The organism is Stenotrophomonas sp. (assembly GCF_050737075.1).
Lineage (GTDB): Bacteria > Pseudomonadota > Gammaproteobacteria > Xanthomonadales > Xanthomonadaceae > Stenotrophomonas.
In genome coordinates this window covers 36,139-59,754 of record NZ_JBOHXV010000021.1, presented here as the reverse complement: position 1 = coordinate 59,754, position 23,616 = coordinate 36,139, and the positions used below count along the sequence as shown (strand labels likewise).

Genomic DNA, 23,616 nt, shown 5'->3' with positions numbered 1-23,616 from the left:
CTTCTGGAGCGCCAGCAGGCCGAGGCCGAGGCGCGCCAGAAGCGCGAGATCGAAACCATCCAGGCGCGCGAGCAGGCCGAAACCGCGAAGGTGCAGGAAGAGCAGCGCCAGCTGTCCGAACAGGCCCGCATCGAGGCGCAGGAAGTCATCGAAATCCGCGAGCAGAACCGCATGCGTGAAGTCGAAGTGGCCGAGCAGAACCGCCAGCGTGCGGTGGCCATCGAGTCCGAACGGGTGGAGCGCGCGCGCCAACTGGAGCAGGTCACCACCCAGCGTGAAGTGCAGCTGCAGGGCGTGGAGCGCGACAAGGTGGTCGAGTCCGGCAAGATGGACGTGGCCAACATCACCCGCGAGCGCATCGCCATCGACAAGACCGTGGCGCAGGAAGAAGAGCGCATCAAGGAAGTGCGCGAGGTCTCCGAGGCCGACCGCCAGAAGCAGGTGCTGATCCTGGAAGCCGAAGGCAAGGCGCAGGAGCTGATGGTGCGCCAGGTCAAGGAAGCCCAGGCGGCCGAGACCTCGGCCAAGCACCGCGCGGTGGAGATCACCACCCTGGCCCAGGCCGAACACGAAGCGGCCGGCAAGCAGGCCGAGGCCAAGCGGCTGCTGGCCGACGGTACCCGTGCCGAGCAGGCCGCCCCCGGCCTGGCCGAGGCGCAGGTGCGTGAGGCGTCCGCACTGGCCATCGAGAAGGTGGGCATCGCCGAGGCGCGCGTGATCGAAGCCAAGGCCGACGCCAACCTCAAGCAGGGCACCAACGAAGCCCGTGTGCTGGCCGAAACCCTGCACGCGCAGGCCCAGGGCGAAGAGCAGATGGGCCGTGCCCGTGCCACCGCCACCGAATCGCTCGGCGGTGCCGAGGCCGGCGTGGTGCAGAAGAAGCTGCTCGCCGAAGCCGAAGGCCTGGTCCGCAAGTTCGAGGCCATCGCCTCGCTCAGCGACACCGCGCGCGGCCACGAAGAGTTCCGCATGATGCTCGACAACAGCCTGAAGCAGGCGCTGGCGTCGATCGAGGCAGGCAAGGAAGTCTCGCGCGAGAACGCCGGCGTCATCGCCAGCGCGCTGCGTAATGCCGACATCGACCTGGTCGGCGGCGACGGCGGCATGTTCGAGAACCTCATCAAGGCCGTCTCGCTGGGCAAGTCCATTGAGGGCCTGGCCGGCAAGAGCCCGATCGTGCAGGACCTGATGGAGCGCTACCTCGGCGTGACCCCGCGCGAGCCAACCCCGCGCAAGCTCACCGAGCAGCCCGCCGATGCGGTGGACAGCGTGACCGCCACCGTGATCGAAACGCGCTGAGTACAGCGCTGGAACCGGCGGCGGCCCCTGTGCCGCCGTCGTGCCATCACCGGCCGGCTTGCCCGGCCGGTTGTCCGTGAGCCGGAAGGAAGCCGATGTCCGATACCGCCAACCGTCCCGAGCCGTCCGCGCCGGAAGCCACCGCCAGCGTTGACCAGGCCGTCGCCCAGGGCGGTGCCTACGAAGTCCTGCGCCGCCGCCTGGGCGACCAGGGCAGCCGCCTGCGCGCGCTTGCCGATACCCTGAACCGTCAGCGCCTGGCCGAATTCGGCGACAGCCGCCTGGAGGTCATCGGGCGTTTCCGCATCCGCAGCGAGAACAACTGCGTGGGCCGCGACATCGTGCAGGTCGGCCCCGACCTGCTGCTGTTCGGCTACAACGTGTTCCTGGGCCTCAAGACCCAGACCCGGGTCGAAGATGTGTTCGGCCTGTACCGGCTGGTGCAGACCGGCGAGGGTTACGACGTGGTGCCGGTGGAGGCCAAGGGCAGCTTCCTGGCCCAGCCCGGCTTCGTGCACGACTTCAGCGAGCTGTATGCGTACTACAAGCATGCGCGCCTGCTGCAGCTGATCGTCATCGGCGACAAGCTGCTGGCGGCGTTCCAGATCGGCGAGCGCAGCAGCGACGTGCGCGTGTTCCGCTGGGCCGTTGCGTCCGACGGCGCGCTGACCTATCTGGATGCACGCGGCGAGCGCGACATCGCGCTGCCGCCCCCGTTCGATTTCGACTGGACCCGTGCCACCCGCGACATGGCCGTCAATGGCCGCCATGCGCACCTCAACATCCTCGACACCCTGTTCGTCGAGACCACCGGTGGCGACCTGACCATCAAGGTCGAGAACAACACCGAGAGCGGGCAGGGCATCTACGCCGAGCCGGTGGACGACAGCACCCAGTCGCTGGACGACGCGCAGTTCGATTTCGCGCGGGTCGGTTCGCTGATCCTGCTCAAGGTGCTGCCGTACCGCGAAACGGTCTGGCGTGGCCTGATCTACAACACGCTCACCGGCACCATCGTGCGCAACGACGCGATCGTGCAGGCCTGCGTGCAGCTGCCGGAAGACCACGGCATCATCTTCCCGGGTGGCTATTACCTGCAGAGCGGCGAGCACAAGGCGTTCGATGCGTCCATGCAGGGCATGCAGTTCAAGCGTGCCATCCGCTCGCCCAACGGCGAGGACGTGCTCTACATCTTCTACGAGCGCGAAGGCGGGCGCTCGGCGCTGTTCGTGTACAACACCATCCAGCGCGTGCTGCAGAACCCGGTGTTCGGCCACGGCTACGCGTTCATGCATGACGGGCGCATGGTGCTGTTCCATGCCGAAGGCACCGAGCCGACCCGCATCCACCCGATGCAGGTCTGGCAGACCCCGTTCAGCACCGACGAATTCGCGGCCAGCCGGCCGCCGGGCAACACCTTCATGGGCCGCATCGGCAACGCCGAACTGGTGCGCGGCATTTCGAACCTGTTCGACCTGGCGCGCGCCATCGAAGGCGACGATGTCTCGGTGCAGCGTTACCAGCGCCTGGTGCAGGACACCCGGCGCATGTTCGACGCCCACCACTGGCTGGACGACGCGCAGAGCGAAGGCGCGGCCGGGTTGCTGCGCGAGATCAGCAGCACCGGCGAATCGGTGCTGGACGAGTACGAGAAGGTCCAGTCGATCCGCCAGCAATCGGCGCAGGCGATGAGCCAGGCGCAGGCCGCACAGAAGGCGCTGCTGGCGCGTCTGCAGCCGGAGAACTGGAACGAAGTGCAGGCCTTCGTCGAGGCGCTCAACGCGATCTCGACCCAGCGCGGCCAGCTGCTCACCATCCGCGACTACCGCTACATCGACACCGACGCGATCGATGCGATGACCGCGGCCCTGCAGAAGGCGCAGGACAGCGTCGGTGCCGCCACGGGGACGTTCCTTGCCGGCGAGACGGCGCTGGCGCCGTTCGGCGTGCGGCTGCAGGCGCTGGACGAGGCCGCCCAGCAGGCGCAGAGCGCGCGCGTGCTGGACGAACAGCTGGCCGGCATGCGCGCCATGTCCGCCGACCTGGACATGCTGTCCGGGCTGATGGCCGGGCTGAAGGTCGATGACGCCACCGAGCGCACCCGCGTGGTGGAGGCGATCTCGGCCGTGTACGCCCGGCTGAACCAGTCGCGCGCGCGCGCCGAGCAGCGCCGCCGCAGCCTGGGTTCGGCCGAGGCGGTGGCCCAGTTCGCCGCCCAGTTCGCGCTGTTCTCGCAGGCCATCACCAGTGCGCTGGCGATGGCCACCGACCCCGAGCGCGCCGACGAGCAGATGTCGCGGCTGCTGGTGCAGCTGGAAGAACTGGAGAGCCAGTTCGGCGAACACGAGCAGTTCCTCGGCGACATCCTGGCCAAGCGCGAGGAGTTGATCGAAGCCTTCGAGACCCACAAGCAGGCCCTGCTCGACGAGCGCCAGCGCAAGGCGCGTTCGGTGCTCGACGCGGCCAGCCGCATCCTGGACGGCCTGGCCAAGCGCACCGAGCGTTTCGCCAGCGCCGATGAGCTCAATGCGTTCTTCGCCGGCGACCCGCTGGTGCTCAAGCTGCGTGAACTGGCCGAGCGCCTGCGTGAGCTGCGCGACAGCGTCAAGGCCGACGACATCGAGTCGCGCCTGAAGGGCGTGCGCGACCAGGCCGTGCGCGCGCTGCGCGACCGCAGCGATCTGTTCGAGGCCGGTGGCAACGTGGTCCGGCTCGGGCCGCGGCATCGCTTCAGCGTCAACACCCAGCCGCTGGACCTGACCCTGCTGCCGCGTGGCGACACCCTGGCCATCCACCTGACCGGCACCGACTTCCTCGAGCCGCTGCACGACCCCGAACTGGCCGAGCTCAAGCCGTACTGGCAGGTCGGGCTGGATTCGGAATCCGCCGCGCTGTATCGCGGCGAGTACCTGGCCGGCAGCGTGCTGCAGGCGGCAATGGAGGGGCGCGACGGACTGGATCTACCAGCCCTGCAGCACAGCGCCGCCGAGCCCGAGGCGCTGGACAAAATCGTCCGCGACTTCGCCGCGCCGCGTTACCGCGAAGGCTACGAGCGCGGCATCCACGACCACGATGCCAGCGCGATCCTGCGCGCCCTGCTGCCGCTGCAGCAGGCCGCGGGCACGCTGTTGCATGCGCCACGTGCGCGCGCGCTGGCGATGCTGTTCTGGTCCCAGCAGCAGCGCGATGAGGCCGTCGTGCAATGGCCGGCGCGCCAGGCTGGCGCCGATGCGATCGCCCAGCTGTTCGGCTCGCGCGAGGGCCAGCAGGCCCTGCGCGACGAAGTCGGCGCGGCCCTGGCTGCGTTCGCCGAGGCACGGCAGCTGCCGTTCACGGCGGCGGACCACCATGCCGCAGCGGCCTACCTGTGCGCGGAACTCGCCGCCGGCGAGCCGGTCTTCAGCACCAGCCGCTATGCGCTGGCACTGCTGGATGCGTTGTCGAAGCAACTGCAGGCGGCGGGGCAGCGCGAGGTGTTCGAACGCGCCCTGGCCCGCGAACAGGACGGCCTGGCGGCGCGCTGGGCGCTGGCGGGGCAGTGGCTGCGCGCACTGTGCACGCTGCCGGCGTTCACCGACCACGCCGGCTACGCCGACGAAGCGGCCGCACTGCTGCTGGTGCAGCGTGCGCTGCGCACGCGTGCCTCGGACGCCGTCCTGCAGGTCACGGTCGACGGCCTGCTGGGTGAGCATGCGCGCGTCGTGCAGGGCCGGCTGTCGTTGTCGCTGGACGATTTCATGGCCCGCCTGCAGCAGCACGCCAGCGTGTTCGTGCCGGCGTTCCATGCTTACCAGGGCGTGCGCCAGCGCATCGTCGCGCGCGAGCGCGACGCCCTGCGCCTGTCCGAATTCAAGGCGCGGCCGCTGTCCTCGTTCGTGCGCAACAAGCTCATCAACGACGTCTACCTGGGCGTGATCGGCGACAACCTGGCCAAGCAGATGGGCACGGTCGGCGAGAACAAGCGCAGCGACCTGATGGGCCTGCTGATGATGATCTCGCCGCCGGGTTACGGCAAAACCACGCTGATGGAGTACGTGGCGCACCGGCTCGGCCTGGTCTTCATGAAGATCAACGGCCCGGCGCTGGGGCACGAGGTGCGTTCGATCGATCCGGCGCAGGCGCCGGACGCCACCTCGCGGCAGGAGCTGGAGAAGCTCAACCTGGCGCTGGAGATGGGCAACAACACCATGCTGTATGTCGACGACATCCAGCATACCCATCCCGAGTTCCTGCAGAAGTTCATTTCGCTGTGCGACGGCACCCGCCGCATCGAAGGCGTGTGGCGCGGCCGCACCCGCACCTATGACATGCGCGGCAAGAAGTTCTGCGTGGTCATGGCGGGCAACCCGTACACCGAGTCCGGCGAGGTGTTCAAGATTCCGGACATGCTGGCCAACCGTGCCGACATCTACAACCTCGGCGATGTGCTCGGCGGCATGGAAGACGCCTTCACCCTGAGCTACATCGAAAACAGCCTGACCTCCAACCCGGTGCTGGCCCCGCTTGCCACGCGCGAGATGGCCGACCTGTACCTGCTGGTCGAGCGGGCGATGGGCAAGGAGGTGTCCACCAACGCGCTCAGCCATGCCTACAGCGGCGCGGAGATCAACGAGATCGTCGGCACCCTGCAGCGCATGCTGCGCGTGCGCGACGTGGTCTACCGGGTCAACCAGCAGTACATCGCCAGTGCCGCGCAGGACGACCGTTACCGCACCGAGCCGCCGTTCCGGCTGCAGGGCAGCTACCGCAATATGAACAAGCTGGCGGAGAAGATCTCCCCGGTGATGAACGACGCCGAGCTACAGCAGCTCATCTCCGACCACTACGTGGGCGAGGCCCAGCTGCTGACCACCGGCGCCGAAGAGAACCTGCTCAAGCTCGCCGAGCTGCGCGGCACGCTTGACGCCGCCGCCGCCGCGCGCTGGCAGCAGATCAAGCGTGATTTCCTGCGCAACAAGGCGATGGGTGCCGGCGATGCGGATGTCGGCGGGCGCGTGGTCGCGCAGCTGGCCGATATCGCCAGCGCCTTGCAGCTGCCGCCGCCGGCACCGGTGACCGCGGCCGACCCTGCGCCATGGCCGGCCCTGCTGGCCGCGCTGGAACGGCTGTCGGCCGCACGCGCGGAACCGGTGGCGGTTGCCGCTGCGCCGGTCGCACCGGTCGCGGCCCCAACGCTGGCCGAACCGCTGGCCAGCGGACTGCAGGCCGGGCTGGCACCGCTGCTCCAACTGCTCGGCGATTCGCATGAGCAGCAGCTGCGTACCGGGGAGACCTTGGCGCTCTTGGCCGCCTGGGTGCGCCAGCAGATGGAGAACGGGCCGGCGCCGCGCGCCGGTGCGCGCCCCAAGCGGGCCTCCACGCCGGAAGAACGGGCGCTGGACGAGGCGCTGATGCGCCACTTCTACGGCGAATCGAACCTACCGCCGCGTTGGGAGCGCGGCGGCGGTGATGCGCCTGCATGAGTGACGGGGCGCTGCCCGCGTTGCCGGCACCGCCGGCCACGGTCGCTGCCGACGCGGCCGCGCTGTCGCGTTACGGCGACGTGCTGCTGCAGGCGGTGGCCGCGCGTGACGCGGCGCGTCCGGCGGCAGACGCGGCTGCCGGGCAGGGCTTGATTGCGCTGCTGGCGCAGATCGCGCGCACGCTGCAGTCGGCCGATCCTGGCCAGCTGCGCCGGCAGACCGGCTGGTGGGGGCGGCTGCTCGGCCGCGACGTGGAGCACCAGCAGGACGGCGACGCGTGGCGACCGCGGCTGGGCCTGCTGCTGGTGCAGGCCGAGGACTGCGCCCGCGCGGTGCAGGGGCAGGGGGCGCTGCGCGCGGTTGCCGTTGAGCAGGCCCGTCAGGGTGCGCTGGCGTTGGACGCGTGGGCGGCGGCCGCTGCAGCGCAGATGCCGGAGTTGTCCGACGGCCTGCAGGCGGTTATCGCCCAGCGAGTTGACCACCTGCGCCGGCTGGCCGTGCTGCAGCAGACCGAAGCCGCGCAATGGCAGCTGCTGCAGGCGCAGGATGAGGCGCTGCTGGCCCGCTTCCGCCGCATCGCCGACCTCCTGTTGCCGGCCTGGCAGCAGGCGGTGCTGGCACGCCAAGCTGACGGCCAGCGCCAGCGCGACTCGCAGGCCGCGCAGCTGCAGGCACAGATCGCCGCCGAGGTCGCCTCGGCGCAGGCTAGACTGGAATGACTTTCGTGCACCGCCCGTACGCCACTTTCAAGGAGACGCATCCATGACCCAGGAAACGCAGGACAGCGCAGCGCTGCCCGTACCGGCGCAGGCGGTGGACGACGCCACGCTGCAGGCCTTGGGCCTGGTCCGCGAGGACCTGCCGAAGATCGCCGAGATCGGGCGCGGGCTGGAGGACATCCGCCCGGGCAACCTGCAGGTGTTCGGGCGCGAGGCGGCCGCCAAGACGGCGGCGTTCTCCAGCCAGCTGCTCGACCAGGTACGCAATCGTGACCTGGACAGCAGCGGCGACAAGCTCGGCGAAGTGGTGCGCATCGCGCGCTCGCTCAAGCTTGATGGCCTGACCGAACGCTCCAAGGTGCCGGTGATCGGCGGCCTGATCGACAAGCTGCGTGCGTCGAAAGGCGAGCTGGTACAGAAATTCAGCGACACCAACCGGCAGATCGAGCAGCTGCTGGGCGATGTGGGCGCGCAGCAGACACTGATGGGACAGCGGGTCGGCGAGTTCGACCGCATGCACGACATCGTGCGCGAAGAGCGCCACGCGCTGGGCCTGCACATCGCGGCCGGCAAGCAGCGGCTGGCCGAATTGCGCAGCGAGCAGCAGGGCAACGTCGGCAGTGAGGACCCGCAGGTGCGCATCCGCCAGGGCGAACTGGACAATGCGCTGCGCCTGCTCGACAAGCGCGTGGGCGACCTGGTGGTGATGCAGCATGCGGCCGATCAGTCGCTGCCGATGATCCGCCTGATCCAGGCCAACGCGATCCAGCTGATCGAGAAGTTCAACACGGTGCGCGACATCACGATCCCGTCGTGGAAGCGCCAGTTCGCGATCCAGCTGTCGTTGAGCGAACAGAAGAGTGCGGTGGAGCTGTCCAACGCGATCGACGATGCCACCAATGACCTGATGCGGCGCAACGCCGATCTGATGCGGCAGACCTCGGTGGAAACCGCGAAGGCCAACCAGCGCGCGGTCATCGACGTGGCCACGCTGCGTCATACCCATGAGCAGTTGATCGCCACGGTGGAGGAAGTGCGCACCATCCATCGCGAAGGCATGCAGCAGCGCCAGCAGGCCGAAGTCGAGCTGGCCCGCCTGCGCGACGATGTGCAGGCGCGCCTGGCGCAGCCGACCGCCGGGTAGCGCCGGCCGTTGGCCGGATGCTCTTCGTTCCGGGGTCATGAACGTCTGACGGGTGACTTCGTTCTGGTCTAAACGCCGGTTTGGTGGTCGGCGCCGCATTGCATCGGCTTCGGACGCTTGTGCCGCGCTACGCGCGGTGTCCGGCCAACGTTATGCCCGCCGTCCTGGCGGGCACCCTTCGGGCCGGCGCGGCGCGCCGTTGAGAACGGCTCCTGCCGTTCTCTTCGGGGCTACGAACGTTTACGGGCCCATTGGGATCGGGATCTATGAACCATGGGCGCCGGTCCGGTAGAGCCACGCCATGCGTGGCTGCGCGTCACCGGTCCAATTGCCCGCGCAACCATTCCGCCAGGGCATCCACCCGCGCATCCGCCGTGCCTTCCGGCGTGGCCAACACCCAGAACCCGCCCGTGGCGCCGAATCCCCATGGCGCCAGCAGCCGTCCCGCCGCCAGCTCGTCGGCCACCAGCGGCTCCGGCGCGATCGCCACGCCGAGGCCGGCCACCGCCGCCTCGAGCAGGTAGTACAGATGCTCGAACCCGGTGCCCAACTGCAGCCCGGAAGGCTCCAATCCATGCGACGCCGCCCACGCCGGCCAGGCCTGCGGGCGCGAGGTGGTGTGCAGCAGCGGCTCGGCCAGCAGCGTTGCCGGCGGGTGCCCGCGCAGGCGCGCGGCGGCCGGATGCTGCGGGCTGACCACCACGCCGACCCGTTCGGGCGCCAGTTCGCGCACCTGCCAGCCGCGCGGCCAGGGCGGCTGCGCCAGCAGCAGCACGGCATCCAGCGCCTGCTGCTGCTCGGTGAAGCTGCCGTCCTGCGCCGACCAGTGCAGCGGCACCTGCGGCAGTTCGGCCTGCCGGGCGGGCAGGCGGGGAATCATCCAGCGCGCCAGGATGCTGCCGCTGCAGCCCAGCACCAGCGCCTCCGGCCGCTGCCGCCGCTGCAGCCCGACCACGGCCGCGCGGATCTGGTCGAAGGCACCCTCGCAGGCGGCCTGCAGCTCCACGCCGGCCCGGGTCAGGCGCAGGCCGCGGCCATCGCGCTCGAACAGCGCCACGCCCAGGTGCTCCTCCAGTAGCCGCAACTGGCGGCTGATCGCGCCGTGGGTGACGTGCAGGGCCTCGGCGGCCCGGCCCACGCCACCCAGGCGGGCGGCGGCCTCGAAGCTGCGCAGGGCGTTCAGCGGCGGCAGGGGGATCTCGGTCATGTGAGTTTTCCTGACGGTTCGTCGCAGATAATATCGATATTCCGGCCGGGATATGTGCGCTAAATTGTCAGCCTGTCTCAACCGGCTGTCGCGTCATGTCCGCATCCCCCGCATCCCCCATCGCAGATTTCCACGCCTATCCCGACGCGCAGGGCCATTTCGGCCGCTACGGCGGCAGTTTCGTCGCCGAAACGCTGATCGGGCCGCTGCAGGAACTGGCCGCCGCCTATGACGAGGCGCGCCGCGACCCCGCCTTCATCGCCGCCTATGACAAGGACCTGACCCACTACGTGGGGCGGCCCAGCCCGATCTACCACGCCGAGCGGCTCAGCAAGCAGGTCGGTGGCGCGCAGATCCTGCTCAAGCGCGAAGACCTGAACCACACCGGCGCGCACAAGATCAACAACACCATCGGCCAGGCGCTGCTGGCGTCGCGGATGGGCAAGAAGCGCATCATCGCCGAGACCGGCGCCGGCCAGCACGGCGTGGCCAGCGCCACGGTGGCCGCGCGGCTGGGCCTGGAATGCGTGGTGTACATGGGCGCCACCGACATCGAGCGCCAGAAGATCAACGTCTACCGCATGAAGCTGCTCGGCGCGACGGTGGTGCCGGTGACGTCCGGCTCGGCCACGCTCAAGGACGCGCTCAATGAAGCGATGCGCGACTGGGTGACCAATGTGCGCGACACCTTCTACATCATCGGCACGGTGGCCGGTCCCGATCCGTACCCGCGCATGGTGCGTGACTTCAACGCCATCGTCGGCCGCGAGGCGCGCGCGCAGATGCTCACCGACTACGGCCGCCTGCCCGATGCGATCACCGCGTGCGTCGGCGGCGGCAGCAACGCCATCGGCCTGTTCCATGCCTTCCTCAATGATCGCGAGGTGCGCATCGTCGGTGCCGAAGCGGCCGGCGACGGCATCGAAACCGGCCGCCATGCCGCGTCCATCGCGGCCGGCCGCCCGGGCGTACTGCACGGCAACCGCACCTACGTGATCTGCGATGACGACGGGCAGATCATCGAAACCCATTCGGTCTCGGCCGGCCTGGATTATCCGGGTGTCGGGCCCGAGCACGCGTTCCTGGCCGACGCCGGCCGCGCGGAGTATGTCGGCATCACCGACGACGAGGCACTGGCCGCATTCCACCAGCTGGCCCACAGCGAAGGCATCCTGGCCGCGCTGGAATCCAGCCATGCCGTCGCGCAGGCAATCAAGCTGGCGCGCGAGCTGCCCAGCGACAAGCTGGTGCTGTGCAACCTTTCCGGTCGCGGCGACAAGGACGTGCACACCATCGCCGCGCGCGAGGGTCTGGTCCTGTGAATCCACTGCTGCGCCAAGGAAGTGCGCTGCTGATCGTGGTCGGTCTGACCGCCTGTACGCCGCCGGACCCGCCGGTCCTGGCGGGCACGCCGGCCGCACCGGCGCCGATTGATCCCGCGCGCGTGCCGGCCAGCAATGATGATGGGGTGGAAAACCGCCCGTTCGAGGATGCACCGGAGCCGGCACCCGCCGAGGCTGCCGATGACGCGCCTGCCGTGGTGTCGGTGGCGCTCGATCATGCGGGCGACATCGTGATCGGTCAGCGTTTCACCGCAACCGATGCGGACGGCGCGTGGCATTCGGCCGGCCTGGGTGACGGGCTGGGCAAGGGCGCCTGCGAGTATTACGAGCGCGGCAGCCTGCCCGAAGGCGTGTCGATGATGGTCGAGAACGACCACGTGCAGCGCTTCGACCTGGACACCATTGACGGCTCGGCCGAGGCGATCACCCAGCCCGGGCCGTTCGGGCTGCGGGTGGGCATGTCGCGCGAGGAAGCGCTCAAGCGCCTGCCGCCTGGCAGCACCCGCAAACCGCATGCCTATGACCCGGAAACGGGCGAATACCTGACCTGGCAGGACCCCGGTTCGGATCTGGCGATCCGGCTGGAGATCTTCGACGGGACGATATCGAAGTTGTACTGGGGCGCCAGCGGCGCCGTTGAACTGATTGAAGGATGTGCCTGAGATGCCTGTTGACCGTATTGATGCCTGTTTCGCCCAGCTGCGCACCAGCGGCCGCAAGGCGCTGATTCCCTTCATCACCGCCGGCGATCCGGGGCTGGAGGCCACCGTGCCGGTGATGCACGCGCTGGCGGCGGCCGGCGCCGACGTGATCGAGCTGGGCGTGCCGTTCTCCGACCCGATGGCCGACGGCCCGACCATCCAGCGCAGCTCCGAGCGCGCGCTGGCCCGCGGCGCCGGCCTGCGTTACGTACTGGAGACGGTGAGCGCGTTCCGGCGCGACGATGCGACCACGCCGGTGGTGCTGATGGGCTACCTCAATCCGGTGGAGATCCACGGCACCGCGCGCTTCGCCGAGGCGGCGATCGCCGCGGGGGTGGACGGCGTGCTGCTGGTCGACCTGCCGCCGGAAGAGGCGGCCGAGACCCTGGAGATTTTCAATGCCGCCGGCCTGGCGCTGATCCTGCTGGCCTCGCCGACCACGGCCGACGCGCGGCTGGACCTGCTGTCCGGCATGGCCCGCGGTTACCTGTATTACGTGAGCTTTGCCGGTGTCACCGGTGCGTCGGAGCGGTTGGACAGCAGCGCGGCGGGTGCGCGCCTGCGCGACCTGCGCAGCCGTTCGTCGGTGCCGGTGGTGGCCGGCTTCGGCATCAAGGACGCGGCCAGCGCGGCGGCGATGGCGGTCGAGGCCGACGGCGTGGTGGTCGGCAGCGCGCTGGTGGCGGCGTTGGGCGAGGCCACCAATGCGGGCGACGCCGCGCGCGTGGCGGGCAGTTTCCTGCAGCCGTTGCGTGAGGCCCTGGACGAATGAGGCCCGCCCTTGGCCGCAACGTACGGCCCAGCATGGTTTTCACGCCGGCTCCCCCCCCGCCGGCAGGGGGTCCCGGCCACGGAACGGGTGAGCTAGACTGTCCGCCTTTGCGGCTTTCGGGCCGCCCTGAACGGAAGTGTCATCCCGCATGAGTTGGCTCAGCAAGTTGATGCCGTCGGGCATCCGCACCGACAACGTCCCCAGCAAGAAGCGCAGCGTCCCCGAGGGCCTGTGGGAAAAGTGCAGCAGCTGCGGCAGCGCGCTTTACGGTCCTGAGCTGGAAGAGAACCTCGAAGTCTGCCCCAAGTGCGGCCACCACATGGCGATCCGCGCCCGCGCGCGCCTGGCCTCGCTGTTCGACGCGGACAGCACCAGCGAGATCGGCGCCCGCCTGGGCCCGACCGACCTGTTGAAGTTCAAGGACCAGAAGAAGTACAGCGAGCGCATCAAGGCCTCGCAGAAGAACACCGGCGAGTACGACGCGCTGATCGCCATGCAGGGCCAGCTGAAGGGCCGCCCGGTGGTGGCCTCGGCCTTCGACTTCGCCTTCATGGGCGGTTCGATGGGTTCGGTGGTGGGCGAGCGCTTCTCGCTGGCGGCCGAAAAGGCGCTGGAGCTGCGTGCCCCCTACGTGTGCTTCTCCGCCAGCGGCGGCGCGCGCATGCAGGAAGGCCTGTTCTCGCTGATGCAGATGGCCAAGACCTCGGCCGCGCTGGGTCGCCTGCGCGAGGCGGGTCTGCCGTACATCTCGGTGCTGACCCATCCCACCACCGGTGGCGTGTCGGCGTCGTTCGCGATGCTGGGCGATATCAACATCGCCGAGCCGCAGGCGCTGATCGGCTTCGCCGGCCCGCGCGTGATCGAGCAGACGGTGCGTGAAAAGCTGCCGGAAGGCTTCCAGCGTTCCGAGTTCCTGCTCGAACACGGCGCCATCGACCAGATCTGCGACCGCCGCGAGCTGCGCGACCGCCTGTCTGAGCTGCTGGCCCTGCTGGGCCGCCAGCCGGCACCGGACGTGGCTGCCTGATGGGGGCGCGCAAGTATTTCGGCACCGACGGCATCCGCGGTCGGGTCGGGCAGGGTGTGATCTCCGCCGATTTCGTGCTGCGCCTGGGCAATGCGCTGGGCCGCGTGCTGACCGAGCGCAATGGCCATCGTCCGGGCCACCGCCCGGTGGTGGTGATCGGCAAGGACACGCGCATTTCCGGCTACATGTTCGAAGCCGCGCTGGAGGCCGGGCTGGTCGCCGCCGGTGCGGACGTGCAGCTGCTCGGGCCGATGCCGACCCCGGCGGTCGCGTTCCTGACCCGCACGCTGGGTGCGGACGCGGGCATCGTGATCAGTGCCTCGCACAATCCGCACTATGACAATGGCATCAAGTTCTTCTCTGCCGATGGCGAGAAGCTCGACGATGCCACGGAGCTGGCGCTGGAAGCGGCGCTGGATACCGAGTTCACGACGGCCGACTCGGACCGCCTGGGCAAGGCCGCACGCGGCCGCGATGCGGTGGGCCGCTACATCGAGTTCTGCAAGGCCAGCGTGCCGCGCAAGTTCGACCTGCGCGGGCTGAAGATCGTGCTCGACTGCGCGCATGGCGCCACGTACCACATCGCGCCGCTGCTGTTCCGCGAGCTGGGCGCCGAGGTGGTGGCGATCGGTGCGGAGCCGAACGGGGTGAACATCAACGACGGCGTCGGCTCGATGCACATCGACAACCTCGCGGCGAAGGTGCGTGAGGTCGGTGCCGATCTGGGTATTGCGTTCGACGGCGACGGCGACCGCGTGCTGATGGCTGACGACCAGGGCAACCCGGTCGACGGCGACGATCTGCTTTATGTGCTCGCGCCCTCGTGGCAGAGCAGCGGTCGCCTGCGCGGCCCGGTGGTCGGCACGCTGATGACGAACTTCGGTCTGGAGCAGGCGCTGGAGCGCCTGGGCCTGCCGTTCCAGCGCAGCAATGTCGGCGACCGTTATGTGCACCAGGCCCTGGTCGAAGGCGGCGGCGTGCTCGGTGGCGAAGCCTCCGGTCACCTGCTGTGCCTGGACCGTGCCACCACGGGCGACGCGATCGTGAGTGCGTTGCAGGTGCTGGAAGTCCTGCGCCGCGAAGGCAAGAGCCTGCGCGAGTCGCTGGTCGGCTTGACCCGGGTGCCGCAGAAGACGGTCAACGTCCGCCTGGCCGGCGTGTCGGCCAAGGCGATCGTGCAGTCCGACGGCGTGCAGTCGGCGCTGGCCGCCGCGCAGCAAGCCGTAAAGGGCAGGGGCCGCGCGTTCCTGCGCCCCTCCGGCACCGAGCCGGTAGTGCGCGTCACGGTAGAGGCCGACACGGCCGAGCTGATGCAGGCCACCCTGGACAGCCTGTCCGCCGCCGTAAAGACCGCTGCAGCTGCCTGATCCTGTGGGATCACGCAGCAATGAAAAACCCGGCTTCGGCCGGGTTTTTCTTTTAGCGTTGCCAGCCGCTCGTAGAGCCGGGCTCTGCCCGGCTGCCTCATGCATTTGAGCGAACAGCGGGTGGCCAGCGGTTTCCTGGATTTGGCGGGACGGTGCGGGTTTGCGGGACACGCCGTGAATCCGTCCATGGAGGCTTGTAGAAAACATCCATGTTTTCTACAGTCCCGCAAACCCACCCCGACCCGCCTTTGACAGTGATCGGTGGCCAGTGGAAATCAAATGCGCCGCGTCGCGCTGCGCCGCACCGCACCGCACGCATCGTCGGTAGGGTTGGTCGCAAGACAACTGCCGTGAACCCGTCAACACCCGGTAACGCATTGAACCTGGCGAAACGAGGCGCGGCCAACGGCCGGCGCGACCGCTTTTCCCCTGGCAACGACACACTGTCAAAGGCGGGTCGGGGTGGGTTTGCGGGGGCATGAGCCGCATGGATGCGGCGACTGAGCTTACATGGACGTACTTGCAGCGTCCCCCGCAAACCCGCACCGTCCCGCCAAATCGCGGATCACGCTGCCCACCGGCTGTTCGCTCAAATGCGTGAAGCAGCCGGGCAGAGCCCGGCTCTACGCGATCTTTGCAATCGCGTGGCGATATGTGCAACCGCGTCGCGATCTTTGCAACCGCGTGAGGCTCAGGGCCCCGGCACCATCTTCTTCTGCTTGGCCTTGAAGCGGTTGAACACCGGCGCGATAAGCGGGTGGTAGCTCCAGGCGATGCGCTTGCGCAGCCAGCTGGCCGGGCGGTTGCGGATTGCGAAACGGTAGATGTGTTCTGGATCACCGCCGACCACGTTGCGCCCGAACGGGTGCGTGGTGTGCAGGTAGCGGAACCCCTGCTCGCGTGCGATCGGCAAGTAGTCCTCGTCGAAATCGCCGTAGGGCCAGCACAGCGTGTCCGAGACCTCGCCGAGCTGTTCCTGCAGCACGATGCGCGCCTTCGCCAGGTCGCCGGCGATGCCCTCGCGCTTCTGCTCGCGGCTGATGTCCTGCTTCATCCAGCGCGTGTGCGTGTGCGTGTGGCAATGCACCTCGAACGTGCCGGCCGCGATCATCGCGCGCGCCTCGCTCCAGCGCATCATCACATCGTCGCAGCGGTTCTCGCGCAGGATCGCCGCCTCGCAGCCGCGGTGATCGGGCGTGTCGGGCAGCGTCGCGCCGGGCTGTCCGGCGTGCGGGCGGAGCGGGCCTTCGCCCATCCAGCCAGTCACCACGAACACCACCGCGTGCATTCCGTACTTCTGCAGGATCGGGTGCGCGTAGACCCAATTGTCCAGATAGCCGTCATCGAACGTGATCACGATCGACTTGCGCGGCACCGGCTTGCCCGCCAGGAAGCCGGCGTACTGCTCCAGCGTCAGCGACGTCCACCCGTTGCGCGCCAGCCAGGCGATCTGGCTCTCGAAATTCTCCGGCGACACCGTAATCATCCCCGGCGAAGGCGAGACGTGGTGGTGCATCAATACCGGTACCGTTCTAGCGTTCGCCATGTCCCAGTTCCTTCAGCCACTGGTGATAATAATATTCGGTCGCCTCCGTGTGACCGGTCGGCGTGAAGCGGTGCGCGCTGCGCATCCACTCCCATCCCGCGCGGCCCATCTGCCGGCGGCGCTCCGGCTGTTCCACCAGCGTCTCCAGCGCACGCGTCAGCGCCGCTTCGTCGCCCAGCGGCGCGAGCAGTGCGTTGCTGCCTTCCACCAGCATTTCCGGCACGCCGCCCACCCGGGTCGCCACGATCGGCACGCCCACATAGGCCGCTTCCAGGAACACCGTGCCGGCCGCTTCCTTGTGGCTGGCCAGCGCGAACAGGTCGAACGCCGTCATCAGCCGGCACGCGCCCAGCCGGTAGCCCAGCAGGTGCACCTGATTGGCGATGCCCAGCGACTCGCGCAGTGCCTTCAGCGTGTCCATCATCGGCTGGCCGTCGCCGACGATCACCAACTGCAGATTGGGATGGCGGCGGCACAGCGGCGCGATCGCGCGCAGCAGGTCGGCGTGCCCCTTGGGTTCGCGCAGCACCGCCACGCAGCCGACCACGATCTGGTCATCGTCGAAACCGAGCTCGCGGCGTACCTCTGCGCGCGTGTCCTGCAGGCACTGCCAGGCGTCGTCGTTCTGCACCTGCGACCACTGCGGCGGCACCGCGATCGGCGGCACGATGCCGATATGCGCGTCCTCGATACCCCGGTGGACCAGCAACTGCTTCACGAAGCTGCTGACCGTCAGCACCCGGTGCGGGAGGCCGGTGTAGGTGAGCAGGGAATTGACCGGGCTCATCAGGTGGCGCGAGCGCACCACCAACGGCGCGCCGGCCAGGCGTGCACCGGCGGCGGCGATCAGCGCGTCGCGGCGGCTGGTCGTATTGACCACGTCATAGGCGTTGCGCTTGACCAGCCGGGATACCGACCAGATCCCGCGCAGCAGGCGCAGCAGGCCGCCCATCTTCAGTGCGTGCACCGTGAAGCCGGCCTCACGCGCCATCTCGCCCAGGCGGGCGCCGGGCTGGCACAACAGCGACACGTCGTGGCCGCGCTCGCGCATGGCCAGCATGTGCCGGTAAATGTAGATCTCCTGGCCGCCGAATCCCTTGGCGGCTTCCGTGTGCAGGATCTTGAGGGGTGTGTTCATCATGAACGGTCCAAGGGTGTAGTCGGTAAACGTCAGTGCGTGCGGAATCGGGTCAGGCGGGCAGGCCGCTGCCACCGGGCCGGCGTCCATGCACGGTCTGCGCAGATAGGGGAGTCGGAAGACGTGGCGGTGGCTGGCGTCCCTGGCCGCCCGGCGGTGGCGCGTGGCCGGGCAGGGCGCATTGTATCGATATGTATCAATGTATCGAAGGTGTCTATCGTCCGATCTGGCACAATGTTCAGCCGGGCCACAGGCGTGGCCACGTTTCCCACCTCGAACAAGCCAGGAACCGCTGTGAGCCAGATCCCCACCCTCGATATCACCCGTTTCGACAGCGACCGCGACGCTTTCGTCGCAGAGCTGGGCGCGGCCTACCGCGAATGGGGTTTCGCAGGCATACGCAACCACGGCATTCCGCAGGCCGACATTGACGCAGCCTATGACGTGTTCAAGGCCTTCTTCGCCCTGCCCGAAGCCACCAAGCTGCAGTACCACCTGCCGGGTACCGGCGGCGCGCGCGGCTACACCCCGTTCGGCGTGGAGACCGCCAAGGGCTCCAAGCATTTCGACCTGAAGGAGTTCTGGCACATCGGCCGGGAGATTCCGGACGACTCCAAGTACCGTGACGTGATGGCCCCGAACCTGTGGCCGAGCGAGGTGCCGGGTTTCAAGGAGAAGGGCTACGGCCTGTACCAGGAACTGGACAAGCTGGGCTCGCGGGTGCTCTCGGCGCTGGCGCTGCACATCGGCCTGCCGATCGACTTCTTCGCGGACAAGACCAATAACGGCAACTCCATCCTGCGCCCGATCCACTACCCGCCGATCACCGCCGACGACATCCCGAACGTGCGTGCCGGCGCCCACGGCGACATCAACTTCATCACGCTGCTGGTCGGGGCGAGCGCCGCGGGCCTGGAAGTGCAGTCTCACGAAGGCAAGTGGGTGCCGTTCACCTCGGATGCGGACACCATCGTGGTCAACATCGGCGACATGCTGCAGCGCCTGACCAACCACGTGTACCCGTCCACCATCCACCGCGTGGTCAACCCCCCGGGCGAACAGGCGCGCCAGCCGCGTTACTCGGTGCCGTTCTTCCTGCACCCGAACCCGGACTTCCTGATCGACGTGCTGCCGACCTGCATCACCCCGGAAAACCCGAGCCGCTACCCGGAGCCGATCACCGCCCACGGGTTCCTCGAAGAGCGCCTGCGCGAGATCAAGCTGAAGTAAGAGAAGGCCGCCGCAAGGCGGCCTTTTCCGTTCCATATTTCAATATCCATTTGAAATGTAAGCGTTTTCGGGAAACGCCGATTCGTTACATCCGGTATCATTGCCGGCTGATACCCAAAAGGAGCCCGCCATGCGCCGCACGATCGTCGCCGGTAACTGGAAGCTGCACGGCAGCCGCCAATTCGCGACCGACCTGGTCAGCGACATCGTCGCCCGCCTGCCGAAGGACGGGGTGGAGGTGGTGATCCTGCCGCCGCTGCCCTACCTGGGCGAGCTCGTGGCCGATTTCGAGGGGCGGGCCGTGGCGTTTGGCTCCCAGGACGTCAGCTCCAACGAGAAGGGCGCCTATACCGGCGAGGTCTCCGCCGCCATGCTGGCCGAAGTCGGCGCCCGCTACGGCCTGGTCGGGCACTCCGAGCGCCGCCAGTACCACCACGAGAGCAGCGAGCTGGTCGCGCGCAAGTTCGCCGCCGCCCTGCATGCCGGCCTGGTGCCGGTCCTGTGCGTGGGCGAAACCCTGGACCAGCGTGAAGCCGGCCAGACTGAAGCGGTCATCGCCAGCCAGCTGGCCCCCGTGCTTGAGCTGGTGGGCCCCGCCGGCTTCCAGCATGCCGTGGTCGCCTACGAGCCGGTCTGGGCCATCGGCACCGGCCGGACCGCCACCAAGGAGCAGGCCCAGCAGGTCCACGCGTTCATCCGTGGCGAAGTGGCCAAGCTCGATGCTAGAATTGCGGATTCGCTGCCGATCCTTTACGGCGGCAGCGTCAAGCCCGACAACGCTGGGGAACTGTTCGCGCAGCCCGATGTCGATGGAGGGCTGGTCGGCGGCGCCTCGTTGGTGGCCGCGGATTTCCTGGCCATCGTCCATGCGGCGGCCACCTAATTAAATTAAGCAACATTGCCGGCTGACCGTCGGCATTACATGTCCGAGGGCGGATTCGAAATGCTGATGTTGATCCTCAATGTGGTCTACGTGCTGGTGGCGGTGGCCATGATCGCGCTCATCCTGATGCAGCGTGGTTCCGGCGCGGCCGCAGGGTCGGGTTTCGGTGCCGGCGCCTCGGGCACGGTGTTCGGCGCGCGTGGCGCGTCCAACTTCCTGTCCAAGTCGACCAAGTGGCTGGCCGTGGTGTTCTTCGGCATCAGCCTGTTCATGGCCTGGTACGCCAGCCATGGTTCGCGTCCGGGCGTCCAGCAGGACCTCGGCGTGATGTCGGCTCCGGCCGCAACCGCGCCGGCGACCCCGGCGGGTGAATTGCCGGTCGTGCCGAAGGCCCCGGAAACCGCTGTCCAGCAGCCGGTTCCGCAGGCGACTGTGCCGGCTCAGGCGGAAACGCCGAAATCGGGTGAAGAAAAGCCTTCGGAAGGCACCCAGACTCGCTGAAGACGGTTACAATATGCGGCGCATCGGGGGAGTCCAATAGGAAATGCTCCCGGTGTGACACGTAAGCCCAGGTGGCGGAATTGGTAGACGCACTACCTTGAGGTGGTAGCGACTTAGGTCGTAGGGGTTCGAGTCCCCTCTTGGGCACCATTTTGTTTGTAAGCGGATCCGTCTGGCGCGCAAAGCGCCAGGTAGCGGTACCCGTCCACTCCCCCATGCCAACACGCCTGCAGGCGTAGCGGCAGAGGCAAGAGAGAATCGCTGTGCTGGCCGAATATTTGCCGTCTCTGCTGTTTCTGATCGTTGCCACCGGTATCGGCGTTTCGCTGATGCTGGTCGGCCGATTCCTCGGTCCCCGTCGTCCAGATCTTAAAAAGCTCTCGCCGTACGAGTGCGGCTTCGAGGCTTTCGAGGACGCGCGCATGAAGTTCGATGTGCGCTACTACCTGATCGCGATCCAGTTCATCGTATTTGACTTGGAAATCATCTTCATCGTGCCGTGGACCCAGGTCTTCATGGAGCTGGGCGCACGTTCGCTGGTCACGATGGGCCTGTTCGTGGGCATGCTTTTCCTCGGTTTCATTTACGTCTGGAAGAAGGGAGCGCTGGAATGGGAGTAATTCAGACGCTCGACGGCCTGATGAACAACCCGGTCCCGGAAGGGCGGGTCGATGACATCCTGCGCCCCGAAGGCGACAACCCGCTGCTCGAGAAGGGCTATGTGACCACCAGCGTTGATGCGCTGTTGAACTGGGCACGTACCGGCTCGATGTGGCCCATGACCTTCGGTCTGGCCTGCTGCGCGGTTGAAATGATGCATGCCGGCGCCGCGCGCCTGGACCTTGACCGCTACGGTGTGGTGTTCCGCCCGTCGCCGCGTCAGTCCGACGTGATGATCGTGGCCGGCACCCTGGTCAACAAGATGGCTCCGGCCCTGCGCAAGGTCTACGACCAGATGCCGGACCCGAAGTGGGTCATCTCCATGGGCAGCTGCGCCAACGGTGGCGGCTACTACCACTACTCGTATGCAGTAGTGCGTGGTTGCGACCGCGTGGTACCGGTGGACATCTATGTCCCCGGTTGTCCGCCTACCGCCGAAGCGCTGGTGTACGGGATCCTGCAGTTGCAGAAGAAGATCTGGCGTACGCAGACCATCGCCCGCTGACATTCCTCCTGACAAGAGCACGCCAAGCCCCCATGGCAGAGCAAGCATCCTTCATCGACCGACTTTCCGCACGCTTTGCCGGTGCGCAGGTCTTCGTGGTCGAACCCCGCGGCGAAGTGACGCTGGAAGTGCCCGCCGCTGACTGGCATGCCACGGGTTTGGCGCTGCGCGACGAATTCGGTTTCGAGCAGTCCGTCGACCTGTGCGGCCTGGACTACCTCGGCTATGGCAGTGACGAGTGGGACACCTCCGATGTCTCCTCGCACGGCTTCAGCCGTGGCGTCGAGGGCAAGTCGGTCGGCCGTTTCGCGTGGGGTGAATTCCCCACCCGCGAGACCAGCGACGGCACCCAGGCGCAGCCCATTCCGCTGCAGCGTTTCGCCGTGGTCGCCCAGCTGCGTTCCTACCAGCACAACCTCACCATGCGCATCCGCTGCTTTGCGCCGAACGAGGAACTGCCGGTGGTGGCCTCGCTGACCGAGGTGTGGCCGGGCCTGAACTGGTTCGAGCGCGAAGCGTTCGACCTGTTCGGCGTGATCTTCGAAGGTCACCCGGACCTGCGCCGCATCCTGACCGATTACGGCTTCGTGGGGCATCCGTTCCGCAAGGACTTCCCGCTGATCGGCAACGTCGAAGTGCGCTACGACGAAGAAAAGAAGCGCGTGATCTACGAGCCGGTCACCTCGGTGGAGCCGCGTGTCGGCGTGCCGCGCGTGATCCGTGACGACGCCCGTTTCCAGACCGCTGCCGGCGAAAGCGCGCAGACGGAGGCAGTAAAGTGAGTGCTGATCTGAGCAAGCTCGAGCCGCAGGCCCACCAGGCCTTCGCCAGCAATCCCGCCGAAGCCCGGCAGGAAATCCGCAATTACACGATGAACTTCGGTCCCCAGCATCCGGCCGCGCACGGTGTGCTGCGCCTGATCCTGGAAATGGACGGCGAAACCATCATGCGTGCCGACCCGCACGTCGGCCTGCTGCACCGTGGTACCGAAAAGCTGGCCGAATCCAAGCCGTTCAACCAGTCCATCGGTTACATGGACCGCCTGGATTACGTGTCAATGATGTGCAACGAGCACGCCTACGTGCGCGCCATCGAAACCCTGATGGGGATCGAAGCGCCCGAGCGTGCCCAGTACATCCGCACCATGTTCGACGAAATCACCCGCATCCTGAACCACCTGATGTGGCTGGGGTCCAACGCGCTCGACCTGGGCGCGATGGCGGTGATGCTGTACGCCTTCCGCGAGCGCGAAGAGCTGATGGACTGCTACGAAGCGGTCAGCGGCGCACGCATGCACGCGGCGTACTACCGCCCGGGCGGCGTCTACCGCGACCTGCCGGACCAGATGCCGAAGTACAAGGAATCGCGCTGGCACAAGGGCAAGGCCCTGAAGAACCTCAACGCCTCGCGCGAAGGTTCGCTGCTGGACTTCCTGGAGAACTTCACCGTCGAGTTCCCGGGTCGCGTCGACGAATACGAAACCCTGCTCACCGACAACCGTATCTGGAAGCAGCGTACGGTCGGCATCGGCGTGGTCACCCCGGAACTGGCCCATGCCTGGGGCATGACCGGCGTGATGCTGCGCGGCTCGGGCGTTGCCTGGGACCTGCGCAAGAAGCAGCCGTACGCCAAGTACGATGCCGTCGATTTCGACATCCCGCTGGGCAAGGAAGGCGACTGCTACGACCGTTACCTGGTCCGCGTGGCCGAGATGCGCGAATCCAACCGCATCATCAAGCAGTGCGTGCAGTGGCTGCGTGCCAACCCCGGCCCGGTCATGGTCAAGAACTTCAAGGTCGCGCCGCCCAGCCGCGAGGACATGAAGGACGACATGGAAGCGCTGATCCATCACTTCAAGCTGTTCAGTGAAGGCTACTGCGTTCCGGCCGGCGAAACCTATGCCGCCGTCGAAGCGCCCAAGGGCGAATTCGGCTGCTACCTGATGTCCGATGGCGCCAACAAGCCGTTCCGCGTGCACCTGCGCGCGCCGGGCTTCGCCCATCTGTCCTCGATCGACTCCATCGTGCGCGGCCACATGCTGGCCGACGTGGTGGCCATGATCGGCACCTACGACCTGGTGTTCGGCGAGGTGGACCGGTAATGGCAACCGCA

Annotated in this window: 18 protein-coding genes, 1 tRNA gene and 1 pseudogene; 17 read left to right on the top strand and 3 right to left on the bottom strand. The window is 67.7% G+C overall.

Annotation, left to right across the window (positions count from 1 at the left end):
* From ACREPD_RS07680 to ACREPD_RS07665, 4 genes and pseudogenes are all read left to right on the top strand, one after another.
* Nucleotides 1-1,299 (top strand): annotated as a pseudogene (locus ACREPD_RS07680) (hypothetical protein); the annotation flags it as partial.
* Between the two features lie 95 nt (nucleotides 1,300-1,394).
* Nucleotides 1,395-6,761, top strand: a complete 5,367-nt coding sequence (locus ACREPD_RS07675) for a DNA repair ATPase (RefSeq protein ID WP_431598758.1) — start codon at nucleotides 1,395-1,397, stop codon at nucleotides 6,759-6,761.
* On the top strand, nucleotides 6,758-7,480 hold the full coding sequence (locus ACREPD_RS07670; RefSeq protein WP_431598757.1) for a hypothetical protein: 723 nt from the start codon (nucleotides 6,758-6,760) through the stop codon (nucleotides 7,478-7,480). The genes ACREPD_RS07675 and ACREPD_RS07670 overlap by 4 nt, the downstream gene beginning before the upstream one ends.
* Nucleotides 7,481-7,523: 43 nt before the next feature.
* Nucleotides 7,524-8,624 (top strand): toxic anion resistance protein, encoded by a 1,101-nt coding sequence (locus tag ACREPD_RS07665; RefSeq protein ID WP_431598756.1) that lies wholly within the window; start codon nucleotides 7,524-7,526, stop codon nucleotides 8,622-8,624.
* Between the two features lie 316 nt (nucleotides 8,625-8,940).
* On the opposite strand, the gene ACREPD_RS07660 is transcribed toward ACREPD_RS07665, so the two are convergent.
* A complete protein-coding gene (locus ACREPD_RS07660; protein ID WP_431598755.1) occupies nucleotides 8,941-9,831 on the bottom strand; it encodes a LysR family transcriptional regulator in 891 nt (296 codons plus the stop codon).
* Between the two features lie 95 nt (nucleotides 9,832-9,926).
* On the opposite strand from ACREPD_RS07660, the gene trpB reads away from it, so the two are divergent.
* The 5 genes from trpB (at nucleotide 9,927) to glmM (ending at nucleotide 15,041) form a co-directional block, all read left to right on the top strand.
* Nucleotides 9,927-11,153 carry a tryptophan synthase subunit beta gene (gene trpB, locus ACREPD_RS07655; RefSeq protein WP_421571069.1) on the top strand — a complete coding sequence of 409 codons (1,227 nt, stop codon included), beginning with the start codon at nucleotides 9,927-9,929 and terminating at the stop codon, nucleotides 11,151-11,153.
* The gene (locus ACREPD_RS07650) at nucleotides 11,150-11,836 is read left to right on the top strand and encodes a hypothetical protein (RefSeq protein ID WP_431598754.1); all 687 of its coding nucleotides are present in this window, start codon (nucleotides 11,150-11,152) and stop codon (nucleotides 11,834-11,836) included. The genes trpB and ACREPD_RS07650 overlap by 4 nt, the downstream gene beginning before the upstream one ends.
* A 1-nt stretch (nucleotide 11,837) precedes the next feature.
* Nucleotides 11,838-12,647: a tryptophan synthase subunit alpha gene (gene trpA, locus ACREPD_RS07645; protein ID WP_431598753.1), complete on the top strand. Its 810-nt coding sequence runs from the start codon at nucleotides 11,838-11,840 to the stop codon at nucleotides 12,645-12,647.
* A 148-nt stretch (nucleotides 12,648-12,795) separates the two neighbouring features.
* Complete coding sequence (accD, locus tag ACREPD_RS07640; protein WP_431598752.1) at nucleotides 12,796-13,674, top strand: acetyl-CoA carboxylase, carboxyltransferase subunit beta; 879 nt, start codon at nucleotides 12,796-12,798, stop codon at nucleotides 13,672-13,674.
* Nucleotides 13,674-15,041, top strand: coding sequence for a phosphoglucosamine mutase (gene glmM, locus ACREPD_RS07635; RefSeq protein WP_431598751.1), 1,368 nt, complete (start codon nucleotides 13,674-13,676; stop codon nucleotides 15,039-15,041). The genes accD and glmM overlap by 1 nt, the downstream gene beginning before the upstream one ends.
* A 691-nt stretch (nucleotides 15,042-15,732) precedes the next feature.
* On the opposite strand, the gene ACREPD_RS07630 is transcribed toward glmM, so the two are convergent.
* On the bottom strand, nucleotides 15,733-16,587 hold the full coding sequence (locus ACREPD_RS07630) for a polysaccharide deacetylase family protein (RefSeq protein WP_431598750.1): 855 nt from the start codon (nucleotides 16,585-16,587) through the stop codon (nucleotides 15,733-15,735).
* On the bottom strand, nucleotides 16,574-17,725 hold the full coding sequence (locus ACREPD_RS07625; protein WP_431598749.1) for a glycosyltransferase family 4 protein: 1,152 nt from the start codon (nucleotides 17,723-17,725) through the stop codon (nucleotides 16,574-16,576). Before ACREPD_RS07625 ends, ACREPD_RS07630 begins: the two co-directional genes overlap by 14 nt.
* A 294-nt stretch (nucleotides 17,726-18,019) precedes the next feature.
* Between ACREPD_RS07625 and ACREPD_RS07620 the strand changes: the two genes are divergently transcribed.
* The 8 genes from ACREPD_RS07620 to ACREPD_RS07585 all read left to right on the top strand — a co-directional run bounded on the left by ACREPD_RS07620 (nucleotide 18,020) and on the right by ACREPD_RS07585 (nucleotide 23,605).
* Nucleotides 18,020-18,955, top strand: coding sequence for an isopenicillin N synthase family dioxygenase (locus ACREPD_RS07620; RefSeq protein ID WP_421570568.1), 936 nt, complete (start codon nucleotides 18,020-18,022; stop codon nucleotides 18,953-18,955).
* A gap of 130 nt (nucleotides 18,956-19,085) precedes the next feature.
* Nucleotides 19,086-19,838 (top strand): triose-phosphate isomerase, encoded by a 753-nt coding sequence (gene tpiA / locus ACREPD_RS07615; protein WP_431598748.1) that lies wholly within the window; start codon nucleotides 19,086-19,088, stop codon nucleotides 19,836-19,838.
* A gap of 60 nt (nucleotides 19,839-19,898) precedes the next feature.
* Complete coding sequence (secG, locus tag ACREPD_RS07610; RefSeq protein WP_421570570.1) at nucleotides 19,899-20,339, top strand: preprotein translocase subunit SecG; 441 nt, start codon at nucleotides 19,899-19,901, stop codon at nucleotides 20,337-20,339.
* A 65-nt stretch (nucleotides 20,340-20,404) separates the two neighbouring features.
* Nucleotides 20,405-20,489 (top strand) — tRNA-Leu (locus ACREPD_RS07605).
* 113 nt (nucleotides 20,490-20,602) lie between these two features.
* Nucleotides 20,603-20,959, top strand: a complete 357-nt coding sequence (locus ACREPD_RS07600) for an NADH-quinone oxidoreductase subunit A (RefSeq protein WP_038691968.1) — start codon at nucleotides 20,603-20,605, stop codon at nucleotides 20,957-20,959.
* Nucleotides 20,950-21,504 carry a NuoB/complex I 20 kDa subunit family protein gene (locus tag ACREPD_RS07595; RefSeq protein WP_019182677.1) on the top strand — a complete coding sequence of 185 codons (555 nt, stop codon included), beginning with the start codon at nucleotides 20,950-20,952 and terminating at the stop codon, nucleotides 21,502-21,504. Before ACREPD_RS07600 ends, ACREPD_RS07595 begins: the two co-directional genes overlap by 10 nt.
* Before the next feature lie 32 nt (nucleotides 21,505-21,536).
* Nucleotides 21,537-22,286 (top strand): NADH-quinone oxidoreductase subunit C, encoded by a 750-nt coding sequence (locus ACREPD_RS07590; protein ID WP_431598747.1) that lies wholly within the window; start codon nucleotides 21,537-21,539, stop codon nucleotides 22,284-22,286.
* 89 nt (nucleotides 22,287-22,375) lie between these two features.
* Nucleotides 22,376-23,605, top strand: a complete 1,230-nt coding sequence (locus tag ACREPD_RS07585) for an NADH-quinone oxidoreductase subunit D (protein ID WP_421570655.1) — start codon at nucleotides 22,376-22,378, stop codon at nucleotides 23,603-23,605.
* Nucleotides 23,606-23,616 lie beyond the last annotated feature (11 nt).